The sequence below is a fragment of the Thermomonas sp. HDW16 genome (genome assembly GCF_011302915.1).
GTDB lineage: Bacteria > Pseudomonadota > Gammaproteobacteria > Xanthomonadales > Xanthomonadaceae > Thermomonas.
Genome location: NZ_CP049872.1, coordinates 417,555 through 435,960, shown reverse-complemented (window position 1 = coordinate 435,960; position 18,406 = coordinate 417,555). Strand labels below are relative to the sequence as shown.

Here is an 18,406-nt window from a genome sequence, read left to right as displayed (position 1 = left end):
CGTTGAAAGCGTTGTGGTGAAAGCGCGATGCCCGCCATTCGGCGGGCATCGGCATTGCGTGGATTACTTCTTGGCAGGCACCGGCTTGCCGTCAGCGTCGAGGATGGTGACCTCGCCCAGGTTGAGGGCGCGGATCGGGGCCTCGGTCTTGGCCAGGTCGCCGACCACCACCCAGGTGATCGCGTTCGGATCGAGCGTCTTCGCCGCGGCATCGACCTGCGCCGGGGTAATCGCCTCGATCGCGGCCTTGCGGGTGAACACGTAATCGTCCGCACGGTCGTACAGCACATTGCTGGCGATGGTGCTCATCACCGCACCGGCGGTTTCATACGCGCCCGGCAGGCTCAAGGTCAGGCCCTTCTGCTGGCGCACCAGCTCTTCCGCGCTGGTATTGCGCGAACCGCCGAAGAACTCGGCCATCTCGCGCTTGATCTCGGCCACCGATTCGGCGGTCTTGTCGATCTGCACCGGCGCCGAGGCACGCCACATGCGCTGGCCCACCGCACCGGCAGCGCCGCTGCGTGCGCCGTACGACCAGTGCTTGTCCTCGCGCAGGTTCATGTTGAGGCGCGCAGTGAAATCGCCGCCGAACACCTGGTTGGCCATGTCGAAGGCGATCGCGCCCGGATCCTTGCTGGACGGGACCAGTTCCGCGGCGAACAGGTTGGCCTGCACCGCACCCGGCTGGTCGATCAGGAACACGCGCGGCTTCTTGATGTTGGCCACGACCGGGATCGCCGGCGCGGCGGCGGTCGCAGAGACCTTCCAGTCGCCGAAGTGCTGCTCCAGCACCGGCACGATTTCCTTCAGGGTGGTGTCGCCGACCACGACCACGGTCGCGCCCTTCGGCTGCATCATCTGCTGGTGGAAGCCGACCAGGTCGTCGCGGGTCAGGCTGGCGATGGCGGCTTCGGTGCCGGTGCCCGTCAGCGGATTGCCGTACGGATGGTCGGCGCCGAACATCAGCGCCGGCAGCACGCGCATGGCCACGCCGCTGGGCTGCACCTTCTCCTGCTTGATGCCGGCGATCCACTGGCCCTTCACGCGGTCGATCTCGGCCTGGTCGAAGCGCGGCTTGCGCAGCATGTCGGCGAACAGGGCCACCGACGGCGCCAGGTTCTGCTTCAACGCCGACAGGTACGCGCCGCTGTTGTCGAGACCGGCGCTGGTGCCGAGCTGCGCGCCGAGGGCTTCCTTGCGCGATGCGAAGCCGAGCGCATCCAAGTCACCCGCACCTTCGTCCAGCAGGCTGGCGGTGAAGTTGGCGATGCCGGGCTTGCCGGCCGGATCCGCCGAATAGCCGCCGGCGAACTGGTAGTTCATCTGCACCACCGGCACGTCGTGGCGTTCGGCCAGGATCACCGTAGTGCCATTGGATAGGGTGGCGCGCTGCTGGGCCGGGAACTTCAGGTCGGGGAACGTCTTGGGCAGCGGTACGCCCGCGCTGCGATCCACGCTGCTGGCCGTGGTCTTGTACTTGGCATCGACCTTCGGCAACACGAACGGCGCCGGCGTGCCGGCCGGGGCTTCGGCCAGTTCCTTGCGCGCACCCGGCTTCACCGTGAACACGTGGCTGGGGTTGGCAAGCCACTTGGCACCCGCCGCGCGCACCTGCGCCGGGGTGGCATTGGCCACCGCCTTCAGCGAGTCGCGGAAGCAGCCCGGGTTGTTTTCGTAGATGGCGCAGGAGGCCAGCACGTCGGCCTTGCCGCCGAAACCGCCGATGCGTTCGATGCCGCGGATGAAGCTGGATTCGTAATTGATCTTGGCGCGCGCCAGTTCGTCGGCGGTGGGGCCTTCGGCGATCAGCTTCTTGATCTCATCGTCGATCGCCGCTTCCACCTTCGCCGGATCCACGCCCTGCTTCACCATCGCGCGGACGAAGAAATTGCCACCCAGCTGCGACGCCCAATTGGCGGTGCTCACGCTGTCCACCAGCTTGTCCTGGTGCACCAGGCGACGGTCCAGGCGCGAGCTGGCGCTGCCGCCGAGCACGTCGGAGAACAGGTCGAGCATGTCCGCATCGCGGGTGCCGGTCTGCGGCACGTTCCACATGCGGTTGACCATCACCTGCGGCACCTTGTCTTCCAGCTCGGTGCGGCCGTCCTGCTTGAGCACCGCCACGTCCACCTTCGGCTGCGCCATGGTCGGGCTGGCCGGGATGTCGCCGAAGAACTGCGCTGCCTTCTGCTTGGCGGTGGCCAGGTCGATGTCGCCGGCCAGCACCAGCACCGCGTTGTTCGGGCCGTACCAGGTGCGGAACCAGTTCTTGACGTCATCCAGCTTGGCCGCATTGAGGTCGTTCAAGGAGCCAATCGTGGTGTGGTGGTACGGATGGCCTTCCGGATACATCGTGTCCGAAATGATTTCGCGCAGCTGGCCGTAGGGCTGGTTCATGCCCTGGCGCTTCTCGTTCTGCACCACGCCGCGCTGCTCGTCCAACGTCTTCTGGTCAACCGCGCCGAGCAGGTGGCCCATGCGGTCGGATTCCATCCACAGCGCGGTGTCCAGCGCGGTGGTCGGCACATTCTGGAAATAGTTGGTGCGGTCGGTATTGGTGGTGCCGTTCTGGTCGGTCACGCCGACTGCCTTGAACGGGGTGAAGAACTCGCCCGGGTAGTTCTCCGAACCGTTGAACATCAGGTGCTCGAACAGATGGGCGAAGCCGCTGCGGCCGCTGGGTTCATCCTTGCTGCCCACGTGGTACCAGATGTTCACCGCCACGATCGGCGCCTTGCGGTCGGTATGCACCACCACGCGCAGGCCGTTCGGCAGGGTGAAGGTCTCGTACGGGATGTCGACCGAAGAGGCCGTTGCAGCCTGCGCGGGCGCGACATAGGCGCCGGCGGACAGTGCGGTGGCGAGGGCAAGTGCGAGCGCAGCGGGGCGGAACACGGACATGCGGAAACTCCAGCGGGCGACAAAGACTTCCGATGTTAGCCGCCCATGCGGGCCGATACACTGTGCCGAAAGCCATCCGGGAGCCTGCCATGCCGCGCAACGTCTTGATTTCCGGTGCAAACCGCGGGATCGGCCTGGAATTCGCCCGCCAGTTGCTGGCAAGCGGCGACTACGTGATCGCCGCCTGCCGCCACCCGGGCAAGGCCACCGCGCTGAACGGGCTGGCCGGCGAATACCCCGGCCGCCTGCACGTGCTGCCGCTGGACGTGGCCGAGCCGAAGTCCCGCGCCAGCCTGGCCCACGACCTGCCGCTGGTACTGGGCGACGAAGGCCGCATCGACCTGCTGGTCAACAACGCCGGCGTGTTGCATTCCGGCGAGCGCTTCGGTCACATCGAACAGGCCATCCTCGAAGACAGCCTGCGCACCAATGCGATCGGCCCGTTCCTGCTGGCGCAGGCGCTGGCGCCGCTCCTCGCGGATGGCGCACGCATCGCCAACATCAGTTCACAACTGGGCTCGATCGGCAACACCACCCGCTTCGGCACGCCCAGCTACGACATCAGCAAGGCCGCGCAGAACATGGCCAGCGTGCTGCTGGCGCGGGCACTCGAGGAACGCGACATCGTGGTGCTGGCCCTGCATCCGGGCTGGGTGCAGACCGAGATGGGCGGCGCGAACGCACAGGTCGCGCCGACCGATGCGGTCACCGGCCTGCTGCAAGTGATCGATACCGCCACATCGACGCAATCCGGCAGTTTCCTCGACTGGCGCGGCCAGCCACTGCCGTGGTGAGCGTGCGCGCCTGATGTTCCACGTCATCCTGCATCGCCCCGAAATCCCGCCCAACACCGGCAATGTGATCCGCCTGTGCGCGAACACCGGCGCACGGCTGCACCTGGTGCGCCCGCTGGGTTTCGACATCGACGACAAGCAGCTGCGCCGCGCTGGCCTCGACTATCACGAATACGCGGCGATGCAGGTGCACGACGATCTCGATGCGGCGTTGGCCGCCATCGCCACGATTAATGGCGAACCCGCACGCGTGTTCGCACTGTCGACCCGTGGCACGACGCGTTTCGACCAGATCGCCTATCGCCCCGGCGACGCCTTCCTGTTCGGCAGCGAAACCGCCGGCCTGCCGCAGGCCGTGCTGGATGCCATCCCCAAAGCGCAACGCCTGCGCCTGCCGATGCGGCCGGACAACCGCAGCCTCAACCTGTCGAATACGGTGGCGGTGATGGTGTTCGAGGCGTGGCGACAAACCGGCTTCGACGGCGGCGCCTGAGCCGACGCGCGGTCTGGTGTGGATCAATCGCCCAAGACGAACTGCATCCCGAGATAGAAGATCCATGCGGGCGACCCCGGACCGAACGCCTGCCGACCGAATGATCCAAGGAGTGTCGAGTGGGTGGTCAACTCGCGTCGCATACCCAGGTTGATGATGCCCTGTGCACCGCCATCCCAACTGGTATTGATCTCGGCCAGGCATTGCAGACGCTCACGGCAATCGGCTTCGACAAAAATCCCCGCCTGCCATGTGTCGGCGCGGTTCCGGACGAAGTGCCGCACGATTTCCGTCCCGATCGCGCCACCGGTGTAATGATGCGCAATCTGCAGCGGAAGCACCAATTCCGGATCTGCCGCGCTTAACCCTTTATCCTGCGAAGTGCGCGAAACCGACCGCACCCACATCGGCTGAATCGCCATTGCAACGCCAGAGTGGTGCTGATCGAGGAAACGCCAACGCACGCCCAGCTCAAGGTCTCCAGCGCCCGACGCCCATGCTCCATCGACGCGTTGGTGCGCCCACGGCACATGCATGGAAAGCTGGATGCGCTCGCCAAACCCGTAGTTGATGTCCACATCGGGTACGTCCACCGCCCAACCATCATCACCATGGTCGCCGACAGCCGCTACATTGATCTCCCAAACATTGTCGCCGGGCGTGTCCGGATCGTTGGTGATTAGCGGCGGGCCCGCCTGCGCCATGGCCATGCCCGGTGTTGCCAACAACAGCAACAGCGCAAACAGCCATGTCCTCGGCTCGAACCTGGCACGCAGGAGCACCATCGGATCAATGTGCCCGCGAAGCCGCCCGCTGCGGGAACAGCACGATGCATGCAACGATGAAGGCAAGCAACGCCAGCGAGGCGCTGTAGCGGCTCAGCTCCAGCCCGCCCTTCGCCACCGGCTTGTCGAGGAAATCGCCCAGCACCGCGCCCAGTGGGCGGGTCAGGATGAACGCTGCCCAGAACAGCAGCGTGCGCGAAATCGATGTCCAGAAATACAGCACGGCGATCAGCGCCAGCAAGCCACCGAAGATCAGCATGCCGCCGGTATAGCCGAGCCCTGCGGTATCGGCGACCCAATCGCCCAGCGCGGTGCCGAGCGTCTGCGAGCACATGATGGTCAGCCAGTAGAAGGTTTCAGATTTCGGATCGCGCACGCTCTCCACCGACACCGTGCCCGTCGTGCGATGCCATAACCACAAAGAGCCCAACACCATCGCTAGCAGGAGACTGGAGCCGCCGGTATAGCCGATGCCGAGCGAACGGGTGACGTAATCGGCCAGGGTGGTGCCGACCGTGGTGCTGGCGATGATGGTGAACCAGTACAGGAACGGGTGGAACTTCTGCGCGCGGATCTGCGCCCATACCGCTAACGCGAAGATCACCGCGAAGATCGCGGTGCCGATCAGGTAACCCGTGCCGGTCGCGCCCGGCGTGGTCTCGCCCAGCCACGACATGCTCACCGCATCGCCACCGGTTTCGCCCAGTGTGGTCGCCGCGATCTTGATGATCCAGAACAGCAGGGTGACCTGCGGCACCTTGCTCACCCATTCGCGTTGCGTCGCATTCGTCATGGCAAGCTCCTGGCTGGATCAGTGCACGGCAGGTGTGGCGGGAGGTTCCGGTATCCGCTTCGGCATCCGCATTTTGCCGCTGGCGAAATCCTCCGCCGCGGTCTGGTAGTAGCTGATCGCCTGCAAGGTCAAGGCCGGGTCTTCCGCCAGCGGCGGTTGCGGCTCGTCCCAGCCATAGGCTGGACGCAGCGTCTCCACTTCACGATGCGGCGCAAGCTGCACCAGCTTGCCGTCGCGCAGGTAGCCCAGCAATTGATAGGTGCCGATGAAGGCGCGCTCCTGGCCCGGCGGCAGCTGGAACATATCCACCCCGTAGAACTGGCTGTAGTAGTCCATGCCCAGCATGCCGAGGATGGTCGGCGCGATGTCGATCTGGCTGGTCATGCGTGCGAAGCGCCCCGGCGCCACCTGCCCGCCCGGCGCGTACACCCACATCGGAATGCGGTAGCGGAACGCTGGCAGCGAGGCGATGCCGCCGCTGGACGCGCAGTGGTCGGCGGTGATGATGAACAGCGTGTCCTTGAACCACGCGTGCTGGCTGGCGCGGCGCAGGAAATCGCCCACTGCCCAATCGGTATAGGCCACTGCGCTGTCGCGCTTGCCCTGCGGCCACGGCCCACGCCCGGCCGGGAAGGTGTAGGGCCGGTGGTTGGAGGTGGTCATCACGTGCGCGAAGAACGGTTTGCCCTGCGCGGCGGAGGCGTCGAAGCGCTTCATCGCCATGGTGTACAGGTCTTCGTCGGCCACGCCCCAGATATTGGCGTGGTGGATGTCCTTGTCCGGGATCTCGGTGCGGTCGTGGACCTCGTAGCCGTTGCTGCCGAAGAACTGGTTCATGTTGTCGAACGCGCCGTAGCCGCCGTACAGGAACTGCGCGTCGTAACCTTTGCCGCGGAACACTTCGCCCAAGGTGAACAGGCCTGCGTTGTGCTCGCGCTTGACGATGGATTCACCAGGCGTGGGCGGCACCGACAAGGACAAGGCCTCCAGCCCGCGTACGGTGCGGGTGCCGGTGGCCCACAAGTCGGTGAACACCAAGCTGTCCTTCGACAACGCATCGAGCTTCGGGGTCAACGACGCTTCCTTGCGCCCGTAGGTGCCGGAATATTCAGCGGACAGGCTCTCGATGCTGATCAGCACCACGTTGAGCTTGCGCTCCGGCGCCGGGTTGCGGATCCAGCGCGCGATGCCGGTGGGGCCGACGAACTGCGCATCCGGCGTGGCCACCTGCGCGCGCACCTGCACCCAGGCTTCGTCGTCCGGGATGGTGCGGTAGTAGCGCGGGTAGTCCAGCGAAGCGCTGCGATAGGCAGCGAAGAACTGGTAGATGCCGTTGCCGGCCAGCTCATTGACGTAGGTGTTGCCGGTGCGATCCTTCATGTCGCCGGTGACCAGCCAGGTGCCGAGTACGCTCAGCGCCAACCAACCCGCTACCACCAGCGAACGCGTGCCGAAACCCGCAGTGTCGTCGCGTACGACCCGCCAGCGGCGGGTGGCGAGGAACACGCCGACGCCGACCGCCGCCAGCACCGACAGGATCAGGCCCACCGGATAGGACTCGCGGATATTGCCGATGACTTCGGTGGTGTAGACCAGGTAATCGACCGCGATGAAATTGAAGCGCGCCTGGAATTCTTCCCAGAACGTCCATTCGGAGACCGCGACGAACAGCATCACGAACAACAAGACCAGGCACAACGCGCCAACCAGCACGCTGCCCCAGCGCCGCGCCAGCCAGCGCCGCGGCAACAACCACAGCAGCAACACCAGCGGCCAGGCGAAGTAGACGAAGGTCAGCAGGTCGTAGCCCAGGCCCACGCCGAATGCATAGGCCCAGCTGCCGAACGTGGCCGGTACGCCGCTGCCGGTCGCCAGCAACAGGGCGAGCCGGGTCAGTGTCGCTATCGACAAGAAGACGGCGCCAAGCCAGAGCAGCGGGCGGAACCGCGAAGACAAAGGAGATCGATCCAACGGGGTTCCATCGTGGCGTCGCGCAAGATTGGCGCGATCATACGATGCCCGTTGCAGCGTAAACCAAGCTCAGCTGTTTCTCAGGCGCCCGTTAACACGGCCTTCCCGCAACATGGCAGGCTGCACGCTGGAGGTCGCCACCCACATGCCTGCCCATGCTATCGATGCCACCGCCGGCTTGCGCGTGCTGGTGATCGAAGACCAGCACGACATCGCCGCCAATATCTGGGATTTCCTGGAGCGTCGCGGCTACCAGGTCGACCATTGCGCGGATGGCGCCAGCGGATTGACGCGCGCGCTGCGCGACCCGTTCGATGCGATCGTGCTCGACCTCGGCTTGCCAAGGCTCGATGGACTCGACCTGTGCCGCCAGCTGCGCGTCGCCGGCCATGGCGTGCCGGTGCTGATGCTGACCGCACGCGACACCCTGGACGACAAGCTGCGTGGCTACGCCGAAGGCGCCGACGACTACATGGTCAAGCCCTTCGCCATGCGCGAACTGGATGCGCGGCTGCGTGCGCTCACCCGGCATGCCGACCACGCCGCGCAACCGCCTGATGTCGGCGGATTGCGTTATGAACCACGAGCCATGCTGGCCATCCGCGAGGGCCAGCGCATCCCGCTGACCCGCCTGCAAGGTGCCCTCCTCGCATCCCTGCTGCGCAACCATCCGAACGTGAGCACCCACCAGGCGCTGCTGCGCGCCGGCTGGGGCGAGGACGGTGGTGACGTCGCCGCATTGCAAACCCAGATCTACGAACTGCGCACGCTGGTCGACCGTCCCTTCGCGCAACCGCTGATCCAGTCGGTGCGCGGCGTCGGCTACCGCTTGCGGGTGTCGGCATGAGCGCGATGCCGTTGCCGCTGCGACGCCGGGTCACGCTGGCCCTGACACTGCTTGGCGTCCTGTTGAGCCTGTTGTTCGCGGCCGCCGCCACCTGGGTCACCGAAGATTACGAGCACGTGCTCGCCACCGAAATCCTGCGCGGCCAGGCGGAAGACTACGGCCTGCGCCTGGCCAACGGCCTGCCGGCACTACTGCCGAAAACCCATCGCCTGAGCGGCTACACCCGCACAAACGTGCCAGCGCAATACGCAGGGCTCGAGGCGGGCGTGCACGAGGAAGGCACCGAAGATGGCGTGCATGTCGGCGTGTTCGACACCAGCGCCGGCCGCCTGTGGTTCGTGATCAACCTCGGCGACATCGAAATACTGGAAACGCACCTCAACTGGATGCTGGCAGGGGTGGTGGTGTTCGGTACCCTGCTGGCCGGCCTGCTCGGCTGGTATTTCGCCGGCGCCGCGCTCATGCCGCTGCGTCGGTTGGCGCAAGCCGTGGACGCGATGCCGGTTGAACCGCGCGTCACGAACCTGCGCGCGCAGGCAAGCAACGACGAACTCGGGCAACTGGCCGGCGCCATCGACGATTACCAGCGCCGCCTGGTCGAGGCCGACGCGCACGAACAAGCCTTCTTCGCCGATGCCAGCCATGAATTGCGCACGCCGATCGCGGTGGTGCAGGGTGCGACCGAGGTGATGCTCGACGATGTCGCTGCGGAGAGCGATCCGCGCCGCATCGAGCGCCTGCACCGGCTGGATCGCGGCGTGCGCGAGATGAGCGGCCTCATCGACATGTTGTTGGTGGTCGCACGCCGACGACCGCTGCAGATCGAACGCGTGGACACCGCGACGTTCCTGCGCGAAACCATCGAACCCCTGCGCACGCAAGCTTCGCGGCCGGAGGTGGAGATCGTTGCGGACGGCACGCTGCAGCTACCACGTCGCGAAGCCCTGTTGCTACTGCGCCATGCTATCGACAAGCTCGGCTGGCCCGCGTCCGGCGACACGTTGCGCATGCAGTTCGATGGTCGCAGGCTCGACATGTCGACCCATGCCAGGCAAGACACGCCGACTGCAACACAATGCAGCGATGCCGGCGGTGCCGGCGCGCTGTCGCTGCGGCTGGCCTCGCAGCTGGGTTGGCGCTTCCTGGCGGCATCGCCCGGGCACCTCCTGCTTGAACTTCCCACCACCGCCCATGGTGATACGACACAAACGGAGTAACGTGATGACCACGACCGGTTGGTTGTTCTGGGCCTTGTTGTCTGCGGTGTTCGCAGCATTGACGGCGGTATTCGCCAAGGTCGGCGTGAGCGGGGTGGATTCCGACCTGGCCACGCTGATCCGCACCGCCATCGTGCTGGCCTTGCTGGTACCGCTGGTGCTGGCCACCGGCAAGTGGAGCGATCCCTTCGCATTGCCGCCGCGCACGCTGGTGTTCCTGGCATTGTCGGCTGCCTCGACCGCGGCCTCGTGGATCTGCTACTACCGCGCACTGCAGATCGGCGATACCGCGCAGGTCACCGCCATCGACAAGACCAGCGTGGTGCTGGTCGCCGTGTTCGCGCTGGTGTTCCTGGGCGAGCGCCTGTCGTGGCTGTCGTGGCTGGGCGTGCTGCTGATCGGCAGCGGCGCGGTGGTGCTGTCGGTCGGGGCGTCCCGCGGACACTGAGGGGCATGGCCGAAGCCCCCCCATTCAGGAACAGATCCCGACCTGAATCTGCCCCGAATAGTTCCTGTACTCAATAGTTCTATATTCAGCCTGCGTTGCGGACGCCTCGACAGAATGCGCTCCACGCCATCCCCCTTGGCGTGCCCAATAACAATAAAACGAGGTTCCCCCCATGAAGCGTTCACTGATTGCCCTTGCCCTGGTCGCCGCCCTTCCGTTCGCCGCTTCCGCGCAGGATGCCGGCCGCCCGAACTACAACTTCGTGCAGGGCAGCTACGTCTCCACCAATACCGACGCCGGCAACGCCGACGGCTGGGGCCTGAGCGGCTCGGTCGCGGTGCATCCGAACGTCCACCTGTTCGCCGAGTACTCCAACCAGAAGATCGACCACACCAGCGTCGATTTCGACCAGTGGCGTGCCGGCGTGGGCTACAACCGCGCCATCGGCGCCAGCACCGACTTCGTCGGCAACGTGGCCTACGAGAAGATCGACGCGGGTGCCGGCATCAATGCCGACGGCTACAGCGTCGAGGCCGGCGTGCGCAGCGTGCTGGCCCCGCAGTTCCAGGGCTACGCCATGCTCGGCTACGAGGACGGCGACAACTACAACGGCGACGTCTACGGCCGCCTTGGCGGTCAGTTCAAGATCAACCAGAACTGGGGCATCGGTGCCGACGTCAAGGTCGCCAACGGCGGCGACACCCAGTGGACGGTTGGCCCGCGCCTGACCTGGTAAGCCGTCACCAAAGGGACGATGCGCGCCGCCTCCCCTCGGCGTGCATCACCGGTCGTCGCGGCCCTCCCCCTCCGCGATGTCCATGCAAAAACGCCCGGCACTGCCGGGCGTTTTTCTTTGCGCGGAACGGCTGCGAGCCCGGCACTAACCGAACAGCGACTGCGGATATTCCGCCTTCTGTTCGCGCGCCATCAATCGCTTCAGGCCCTCGGCCGGGCTGATATCGCCATGCAGGACATCGCGCACGTTGCTGGTGATGGGCAGTTCCACACTGTGAGCGTCGGCCTGGCGCATCACTTCGTCGGCGGTCTGGATCGATTCCACCACCTGGCCGATTTCGCGCACGGCATCTCCAATCGATTGGCCGCGGCCAAGGGCGAGGCCCAATCGGCGATTGCGCGACAGGTCGCCGGTACAGGTCAGCACCAGGTCGCCCAATCCCGCCAAGCCCATCAAGGTTTCCGGCTGGCCGCCAATCGCGTTGTTGAGTCGTAGCATCTCGTTGAGGCCGCGGGTAATCAGGCCGGCACGCGCGTTCAGGCCCAGACCCATGCCATCGGCCACGCCGGTGGCCACCGCCAGCACGTTCTTCATCGCGCCGCCGAGTTCGGCGCCGCGCATGTCGTCGCCGGTGTAGGCGCGGAACGCCGGTCCATGCAGCGCATCCGCTACCTGCTGGGCGAAATCGGCATCGTCCGAATGCACGGTCAGCGCGGTCGGCAAGCCCTGCGCCACTTCCTTGGCGAAGGACGGGCCAGTCACGACGGCCAGCGGCACGTCATCGCCGAGGACTTCGCCCGCCACTTCGTGCAGGAAACGCCCGCTGCCGGGCTCGAAGCCCTTGGTCGCCCACGCCACGCCGGCATGCGGCGGGCGCAGCGGCGCCAGCGCGCGCAGGGTTTCGGCGAAGGCATGCGACGGCACGACCACCAGCACCAGGTCGGCGTCGGCCATCGCTTCGTGCAGTGAAGTGGTCGCGCGCAGGCTGCCGGGCAAGGGGATGCCCGGCAGGTAGCGCGTGTTTTCGCCTTGGCCCGTGATCGCGGCGATGGTGGCCGCATCGCGACCCCACAACACGGTGGGATACCCGTGGCGCGCGATCAACGCGGCAAGCGCGGTGCCCCAGGAGCCCGCGCCGAGTACCGCAACCGCTGGTTTGTCCGCTGACTGCGTCATGCGGTCGGCAGCTTACGCGTTGCCGGCAGTTTCCGCGTTGGCAAGGCCTTCGCCGCCCTGCAGCTGCGTCGCACGCTGGCGCAGGCTCTCGCCGTACAGCGCGTCGAAGTTGATCGGTTGCATCGGGAACGGCGGGAAGCCGCCGTTGACGATCAGCTGGCCGATGGCGGCGGTGGCGTACGGATACAGGATGTTCGGGCACTGGGTGCCGAGCATCGCGTCCAGGGTCTGGTCGTCGAAACCGCCCAGGCCGAACACACCGGCCTGCTCCACTTCGGCCAGGTACGCGGTCTTGCCGTTCAAGGTGCAGGTGATGGTGATGCCCAGGCTGACCTCGAATGCGGCCTCGGCCAGGCGGGTCACCTTCTGGTTCAGCTTCATCTGCAGGTCGGGCTGGCCCTGTTCGTTGAACACCTGCGGCGCGTTCGGCGCTTCGAAGGACAGATCCTTCACGTACAACTTCTCAACGGTGAAGGACGCACCCTGCGGCTGCGCTTCGGACTCGGCGACGGCGCCGTTCAGGATTTCATCGGACATGGGTGACTCCAGAGAATGCGTTGCGTGCGAAAAAGAAAATGCGAACGAATCGGCGATTATCGCACCGAACGGCGCGTTCTATCTGACTTGGGGTGCGCTCGGCCGGCTTGCAAGGGGCCGTTATACGGGCCTAACCGCGCCCCTTCACCAGTGGCAGGTCCGCGCCTTGCCACGCCTGTATCCCGCCTTCCAGTGCGCCCACGTTGGTGAACCCGGCCTTGCGCAGGCGTTTGGCGGCGGCCGTAGCGCTCTCGCCGGCCTTGCAGACCAGCACCACCGGCAGCGCCTTGGCCGGGGCCAGCTGCTTGTTCTCGGGATCGAACTGGCTCATCTGCACGTTCTTCGAACCGGCGATATGGCCTTTTTCGAAATCCACGGCCGGGCGCAGGTCCACCACCAGCGCATTGTCGCGGTTGATCAACCCGGTCAGCTGGGCCGGTGCAAGCCGACGTACGCCGGACAGACGACCGGCGATCTCGTTGTAGATCAGGGCCAGGGTGATGCCCCCCAAGGCCAGCGACAGGAGTGGATGGCGGCCAGCGAAGGCCATGAATTCGGCTAGGGTCACGTGATCGACCGGGTCATGCAGGGGCCGCGATTGTAGGCCATTGCCGCCATCCGGCTCATTCGCCCCACAGATCCGGCAGCCCGCTGGTCAGCCACCAGGTCTTGGCGGTCTCGTCGTAGCGCCAGCGCTCGCGGTAGCGCACGGTGCGCTCGGCCAGGGTATTGCGGTTGATCACGCCGATCTCGATGTCACGTACGACCTCACCATCCGGCGTTGCCGAACCGCCCTGGTCGCGATAACCGGAGATCTGCACCTGCTTGTAGCGGGAGAAGTCGATATCGGTCAGCGGATGTTCCTTGCGCACCTTCGGGTCGACCAGGTTGTAGGCCCCTTCGAAATCGCCCCAGCGGATCGCCGCCGAATAGGCGTACTGGGTTTCGTCCAGCGCGGTGCCCTTGCTCGCGGATTTCGGGCAACCGGCCAGCACCGCCAGGCAGCAGACCAGCAGGCAACGCAGCAGCAACTTGCTCATCGGGACGCTCCGCGGGGGATACCGCATGCTACCCGTTACGCAGGATCGCCACATATCGGCCGACGAAACTGGCCGCCACCCCGCCATCGGCGAGCAGCGTTTCCGATTTAAGACGGATGCTGGCACGGCCCTGCTTGTGCAGGGTATCGACCAGGCCCGCGCGCTCGCCGGCATCGTCGAAGGTGGCATCGATCACGATGTCCTCGAACACCGGCTTCAGGTATCGCACCCGACTGTCGGCGACGAAAATGTCGGCCTCGATGCCGGCCTGCGCCAGCTCCAGGAAGATCAATCCCCAGGCACCGATGGTCATCAGCGAGACCATGCTGCCGCCGAAGGCGCAGCCCTTGTCGTTGATGTTGACGTCGAGTGGCGCGGTCAGCCGCAGGTGGCCATCGCGCCAGTCGGATACGACGGGTTGCAGGGCCGCAACCGGCGGCATCCCGGCGAAGTGGGCATTCAGTGCGTCGAGTGCGGAGCCGGGTTTTGCGAGTACATCCATGCGCAAAGCCTGACGCAAACACCGAGGTCATGCCAAGCTGGCGGCATGCCGCGCGTTGCCGATCAAGCACTTCCGCTTCAACACTGGTGCGTACTGTCGCTGCGACCGCGCGGACAGCACGCCGCGCTGCGCGTCGCGGCGAGGCGATATGGCGCGCATACGCTGGCCTTGTCGCCGTTCGCCATCGACGCGCTGGACGATGCGCCGACACGTGCCGCGCTCAAGCAGGCATTGCGTGCCGATGTCGTGCTCTACACCAGCCCGAATGCCGTCGCGACTGCGGCGCTGGTGCAATCGCTGCAAGCACGCCGCGGGCAGCGCGTGCTGGCGGTCGGCAGCGGCACCCAGCGTGCATTGCGGCGGCACGGCGTGGTTGCGCAAGCACCACTGCGAATGGATAGCGAAGGCCTGCTGGCGATGCCCGCGCTGGCCGACGTGACCGAGCAACGCATCGGCCTGGTCACCGGCGCAGGCGGGCGCAACCTGCTCGCGCCTACCTTGCGCAGGCGTGGTGCCGAGGTGCTGCGGGCGGATGTGTATGCACGCGTGGCGCTGTCGCCCACGCCGCAGGCGCTGGAGAAGCTCCGCATCGCGCTGGCGGATCCCGAACACGTGCTGTTGCCACTGAGTAGCAGTGAAGCCTTGCGGCAATTGCTCGCTGAATTGCCCGCCTCCTTGCGCAAACCGTTCAGCCGCATCGCCATCGCCGCCGCCAGCGCGCGGCTTGCCGATACGGCGCGCGAAGCCGGTTTCCGCCGCATCGCCGTGGCCACGGACGCACGCCCTGCTTCGCTGCTGCACGCCGCCATCGACGCCTTCGTTTAGCATTTGCACGTGAACGCCACATCCCCCACTCCTTCCGCTCCGCCAAGGCGTTCCCGCGCCGGCGGCCTGTTGTGGCTGTTGCTGTTCGCCATCGTGCTGGGCGCAGCCAGCTGGTACGGCTGGCAGCAGTGGCGGGCGCAACAGGCGCGCATCAACGCGCAGACGCTGCAATTGCAGGAAGCGGAGCAGGCGCGCATCGATGCGCTGCGCAGCGCGCAGCAGGCACAAGCGCAACGCCTGCAGCAGGCGGAAGCGACCAACCGGGTGCTGCGCGACGAACTGCTCGGCATCGGCCAGCGCGCGGCACTGCTGGAAGACAGCGTGTCGAAACTGGCCGATCCCGATCGCCACGGCGCGCAATCGCTGCGGCTGGACGAGATCGAACTGTTGCTGGGCATCGGCCAGCAACGCCTGCTGCTGGCCGAGGACATCGACGGCGCGCGGCGTGCCCTGTCACTGGCCGCGCCATTGCTGGCCGGCATCGACGATCCCGCCTATCTCAGCCTGCGGCAGACGCTGGCGCAGGAACAGGCCGCGATGGAAGCGCTGGGCGCGGATCCGCGCGTTCGCGCCAATACCTTGCTGGGGACCTTATTGGCCGGCTTGCAGGCAGTGCCGGCCACTGCCGCGGCAGGCAATGCTCGCGCACCGTGGTACGAACGATTGCTGGCGCGGGTGATCCGTGCACGGCCCACCGCAGGTGCCGGCATCGAACAACGCCCGGACCGCGAAGCCGCGCTCGCCATGCTGCAAGTCGAAGCCACGCTGGCGCGCGCGGCGATCGAGCGTCGCGACGATGCCGCACTGGATGTTGCGTTGGTACGTATCGATGCCGGCCTGCAGCGCCTGCTGGCGGGTTCGCCGGGGCTGGCGCAGAAGCAGCGCATCGTGGCCGAGCTCAAGGCTTTGCCGCTGCGCGTGGATTCGCCGCTATCCGGCAGCACGCTGCAGCAATTGCGCGCCCTGCGCGGGCAATGACGCGCTCACGCCGCGATTGCATCGCGCTTGCGATGCTATCTGCATGTCACCAACGGTCGGAGGCCGCATGAACCTGTTCCGCAGCGTGTTGTTCTGGCTGGTCTTGGCGGTGCTCGGCGCACTGCTGGCGCAGGTACTGCTGCAGGATCCCGGCTATGTGCTGGTGCGTTACCGCGGCACCGACTACACCACCAGCGTCGCCGCCGGCATCGGCATCCTGCTCGCCGGATTGTTCGTCCTCGTATTGGCCTGGACCCTGCTGCGCCTGCCGTTCCGCGCCTGGAAACGGCACCGCGAACGGCAAGCCCGGGCCAAGCTGACCGATGGCCTCGGGGCCTACCAGCGCGGTGAATACGCACGCGCCGAACAACTGTTGAAGCAGGCTGCCGACAGTGGCGATGCCGAGGCCGTGGCGCGCGCCCACGCCGCACGCGCCGCGCAGGCGCGTGGCGACGATGCCGCCGCAGCCGCGCATGCCGAGGCGCTGGGCGAACGCCACGCCGGTACGCAGGCGGTATTGCTGGCCCAGCAGGCACTGGCACGCGGCGATGCGAATGCCGCCGTCGCCGCGCTGGATGCACCGAAGGCGCAGCCGCTGTCGCCGCGCGGCTTGCGCTTGCGGGCACAGGCACTGGCCGCCGCCGGGCGTAGCGATGAGGCCTATGGCCTGCTTGGCGCGCTGCGCCAACAACAGGCGCTGCCAACCGCACAACTCGACGCGCTGCAGGCCGAGTGGGCCGCGCAATCCCTGCAGCAGGCGGGCGATGCGAACGCACTTGCGGATCGTTGGGATGCCTTGCCGCAGGCCTTGCGCACCACCCCGGGTGTGGTCGCCGCCTATGCGCAACGCGCCGCCGCGCTGCGCTGGGACGAAGCGGCCACCCGCAGCATCGAACAGGCACTGGATGCGCAATGGGATGAAGGCTTGATCGGGTTGTACGGCTCACTGCCGGTCTCCCGACTGGAACATCGGCGTGCGCAGGTCGAGCGCTGGTTGCCCGCGCACCCCTCCAGCCCGGCTTTGCTGCTCGCCGCGGCCAACATCGCCCAGGCACAGGGCCAGTGGCCACAAGCCGACAGTTGGCTGCATCGCGCCATCGCGCAAGGTGCGGGCGCACCGGCCTGGGAAGCGCTGGGCAACGGTGCGATGAATACCAGCGATGAAACCCGCGCTCGTCTGGCCTATGCCAATGCGTTGCGTAGCCAACGTGGTGAAGCCTTGCTCGACCTGCCGGGCCGAGACTTGCGCCAGCAGATCGCCGACACCGCCGCCATCGAGGAACGCGACGAACACGGGACGCCGCGACTGAAGGGGTGAGCAGGGGTTTCGAGCAGCGTTAGCTGCGAGCCTGCGAACGCCCGCCGGCATGCAGGCCGACGGGCCGGGAACGGCCCGTGCAGCGCGCACTTACAATGCGCGCATGACGCAGATCCCCGACATCGACACCGTCCGCGCTTACCTGACCGTCCTGCAGGATCGCATCTGCAGCGCGATTGAAACGGCAGATGGCAGCGCACGCTTCGTCGAAGACCACTGGACGCGCGCCGAAGGCGGCGGTGGACGCACCCGCATCCTGCGCGATGGCGCGGTGTTCGAACAGGCCGGGATCGGCTTCTCCGATGTCTCCGGTACCAAGCTTCCGCCCTCCGCCAGCGCGGCACGGCCGGAACTGGCCGGCGCCTCATGGCGCGCGGTGGGGGTGTCGCTGGTGTTCCACCCGCGCAATCCCTACCTGCCCACCACCCACGCCAATGTGCGTCACTTCCGCGCCCAACGTGATGGCGAAACGGTGGCGTGGTGGTTCGGCGGCGGCTTCGACCTGACCCCGTTCTATCCGTTCGACGAAGACGTGCGGCATTGGCACCAGACCGCGCGCGACCTGTGCGAACCGTTCGGCGGCGCCGAGCGCTACGCCGCGCACAAACGCTGGTGCGACGAGTATTTCCTGCTCAAGCATCGCAACGAGACGCGCGGCGTCGGCGGCCTGTTCTTCGACGACCTGCACGGCGATTTCGATACGGACTTCGCCTATATGCGCGCGGTGGGCGATGGTTTCCTCGACGCCTACCTGCCGATCCTGGAACGCCGCAAGGACACGCCTTACGGCGATCGCGAACGCCAGTTCCAGTTGTATCGCCGTGGCCGCTACGTGGAGTTCAACCTGGTGTTCGACCGCGGCACCCTGTTCGGCCTGCAGAGCGGCGGGCGCACCGAATCGATCCTGATGAGCCTGCCGCCACTGGTGCGCTGGGAATACGGCTACACACCTGGGGCCGGCAGCGACGAGGCGCGATTGGCCGACTACTTGCTGCCGCGCGATTGGCTGTCAGAAGGCGAGGCGGGCGACGCCCCCTTGAAATAA

19 protein-coding genes are annotated in these 18,406 nt (G+C 66.5%); 10 read left to right on the top strand and 9 right to left on the bottom strand.

The window, feature by feature from the left end; genetic code table 11:
• Positions 1–63: 63 nt before the first annotated feature.
• Positions 64–2,901: a pitrilysin family protein gene (locus G7079_RS01900; protein ID WP_166055024.1), complete on the bottom strand. Its 2,838-nt coding sequence runs from the start codon at positions 2,899–2,901 to the stop codon at positions 64–66.
• 89 nt (positions 2,902–2,990) lie between these two features.
• Here G7079_RS01900 and G7079_RS01895 point away from each other — a divergent pair, with 89 nt between their 5' ends.
• Together G7079_RS01895 and G7079_RS01890 are read left to right on the top strand one after the other, a co-directional pair.
• Positions 2,991–3,695, top strand: coding sequence for an SDR family oxidoreductase (locus G7079_RS01895; protein ID WP_166055022.1), 705 nt, complete (start codon positions 2,991–2,993; stop codon positions 3,693–3,695).
• A 13-nt stretch (positions 3,696–3,708) separates the two neighbouring features.
• The gene (locus tag G7079_RS01890) at positions 3,709–4,188 is read left to right on the top strand and encodes a tRNA (cytidine(34)-2'-O)-methyltransferase (protein WP_166055020.1); all 480 of its coding nucleotides are present in this window, start codon (positions 3,709–3,711) and stop codon (positions 4,186–4,188) included.
• A gap of 23 nt (positions 4,189–4,211) precedes the next feature.
• Here the strand turns inward: G7079_RS01890 and G7079_RS01885 are convergent, their stop codons facing one another.
• The 3 genes from G7079_RS01885 to G7079_RS01875 are packed head-to-tail and all read right to left on the bottom strand — an operon-like array spanning position 4,212 to position 7,677.
• Positions 4,212–4,973 carry a hypothetical protein gene (locus G7079_RS01885; RefSeq protein ID WP_166055018.1) on the bottom strand — a complete coding sequence of 254 codons (762 nt, stop codon included), beginning with the start codon at positions 4,971–4,973 and terminating at the stop codon, positions 4,212–4,214.
• Between the two features lie 4 nt (positions 4,974–4,977).
• A complete protein-coding gene (locus tag G7079_RS01880) occupies positions 4,978–5,766 on the bottom strand; it encodes a hypothetical protein (protein WP_166055016.1) in 789 nt (262 codons plus the stop codon).
• An 18-nt stretch (positions 5,767–5,784) separates the two neighbouring features.
• Positions 5,785–7,677: an LTA synthase family protein gene (locus G7079_RS01875; protein ID WP_240906217.1), complete on the bottom strand. Its 1,893-nt coding sequence runs from the start codon at positions 7,675–7,677 to the stop codon at positions 5,785–5,787.
• Positions 7,678–7,882: 205 nt separating this feature from the next.
• Between G7079_RS01875 and G7079_RS01870 the strand changes: the two genes are divergently transcribed.
• The 4 genes from G7079_RS01870 to G7079_RS01855 all read left to right on the top strand — a co-directional run bounded on the left by G7079_RS01870 (position 7,883) and on the right by G7079_RS01855 (position 10,985).
• The gene (locus G7079_RS01870) at positions 7,883–8,584 is read left to right on the top strand and encodes a response regulator transcription factor (protein WP_166055012.1); all 702 of its coding nucleotides are present in this window, start codon (positions 7,883–7,885) and stop codon (positions 8,582–8,584) included.
• Positions 8,581–9,801, top strand: coding sequence for a HAMP domain-containing sensor histidine kinase (locus tag G7079_RS01865; RefSeq protein ID WP_166055010.1), 1,221 nt, complete (start codon positions 8,581–8,583; stop codon positions 9,799–9,801). Before G7079_RS01870 ends, G7079_RS01865 begins: the two co-directional genes overlap by 4 nt.
• 4 nt (positions 9,802–9,805) lie before the next feature.
• Positions 9,806–10,249 carry an EamA family transporter gene (locus G7079_RS01860; RefSeq protein WP_166055008.1) on the top strand — a complete coding sequence of 148 codons (444 nt, stop codon included), beginning with the start codon at positions 9,806–9,808 and terminating at the stop codon, positions 10,247–10,249.
• Positions 10,250–10,421: 172 nt separating this feature from the next.
• Positions 10,422–10,985 (top strand): diffusible signal factor-reguated Ax21 faimly protein, encoded by a 564-nt coding sequence (locus G7079_RS01855; protein WP_166055006.1) that lies wholly within the window; start codon positions 10,422–10,424, stop codon positions 10,983–10,985.
• Between the two features lie 144 nt (positions 10,986–11,129).
• On the opposite strand, the gene G7079_RS01850 is transcribed toward G7079_RS01855, so the two are convergent.
• The 5 genes from G7079_RS01850 to G7079_RS01830 all read right to left on the bottom strand — a co-directional run bounded on the left by G7079_RS01850 (position 11,130) and on the right by G7079_RS01830 (position 14,240).
• Positions 11,130–12,161: an NAD(P)H-dependent glycerol-3-phosphate dehydrogenase gene (locus G7079_RS01850; protein WP_166055004.1), complete on the bottom strand. Its 1,032-nt coding sequence runs from the start codon at positions 12,159–12,161 to the stop codon at positions 11,130–11,132.
• A gap of 12 nt (positions 12,162–12,173) precedes the next feature.
• A complete protein-coding gene (secB, locus tag G7079_RS01845; protein ID WP_166055002.1) occupies positions 12,174–12,698 on the bottom strand; it encodes a protein-export chaperone SecB in 525 nt (174 codons plus the stop codon).
• A gap of 130 nt (positions 12,699–12,828) precedes the next feature.
• Positions 12,829–13,248 carry a rhodanese-like domain-containing protein gene (locus tag G7079_RS01840; protein WP_166057804.1) on the bottom strand — a complete coding sequence of 140 codons (420 nt, stop codon included), beginning with the start codon at positions 13,246–13,248 and terminating at the stop codon, positions 12,829–12,831.
• Between the two features lie 73 nt (positions 13,249–13,321).
• Entirely contained in the window at positions 13,322–13,738 is a 417-nt protein-coding gene (locus G7079_RS01835; RefSeq protein ID WP_166055000.1) for a hypothetical protein, read from the bottom strand.
• 28 nt (positions 13,739–13,766) lie between these two features.
• On the bottom strand, positions 13,767–14,240 hold the full coding sequence (locus G7079_RS01830; RefSeq protein ID WP_166054998.1) for a YiiD C-terminal domain-containing protein: 474 nt from the start codon (positions 14,238–14,240) through the stop codon (positions 13,767–13,769).
• Positions 14,241–14,285: 45 nt separating this feature from the next.
• On the opposite strand from G7079_RS01830, the gene G7079_RS01825 reads away from it, so the two are divergent.
• The 4 genes from G7079_RS01825 to hemF all read left to right on the top strand — a co-directional run bounded on the left by G7079_RS01825 (position 14,286) and on the right by hemF (position 18,406).
• The gene (locus tag G7079_RS01825; protein ID WP_166054996.1) at positions 14,286–15,065 is read left to right on the top strand and encodes a uroporphyrinogen-III synthase; all 780 of its coding nucleotides are present in this window, start codon (positions 14,286–14,288) and stop codon (positions 15,063–15,065) included.
• A gap of 9 nt (positions 15,066–15,074) precedes the next feature.
• A complete protein-coding gene (locus G7079_RS01820; protein WP_166054994.1) occupies positions 15,075–16,043 on the top strand; it encodes a uroporphyrinogen-III C-methyltransferase in 969 nt (322 codons plus the stop codon).
• A 67-nt stretch (positions 16,044–16,110) separates the two neighbouring features.
• The gene (locus G7079_RS01815; protein WP_166054992.1) at positions 16,111–17,361 is read left to right on the top strand and encodes a heme biosynthesis HemY N-terminal domain-containing protein; all 1,251 of its coding nucleotides are present in this window, start codon (positions 16,111–16,113) and stop codon (positions 17,359–17,361) included.
• Between the two features lie 112 nt (positions 17,362–17,473).
• Positions 17,474–18,406: an oxygen-dependent coproporphyrinogen oxidase gene (gene hemF / locus G7079_RS01810; RefSeq protein ID WP_166057803.1), complete on the top strand. Its 933-nt coding sequence runs from the start codon at positions 17,474–17,476 to the stop codon at positions 18,404–18,406.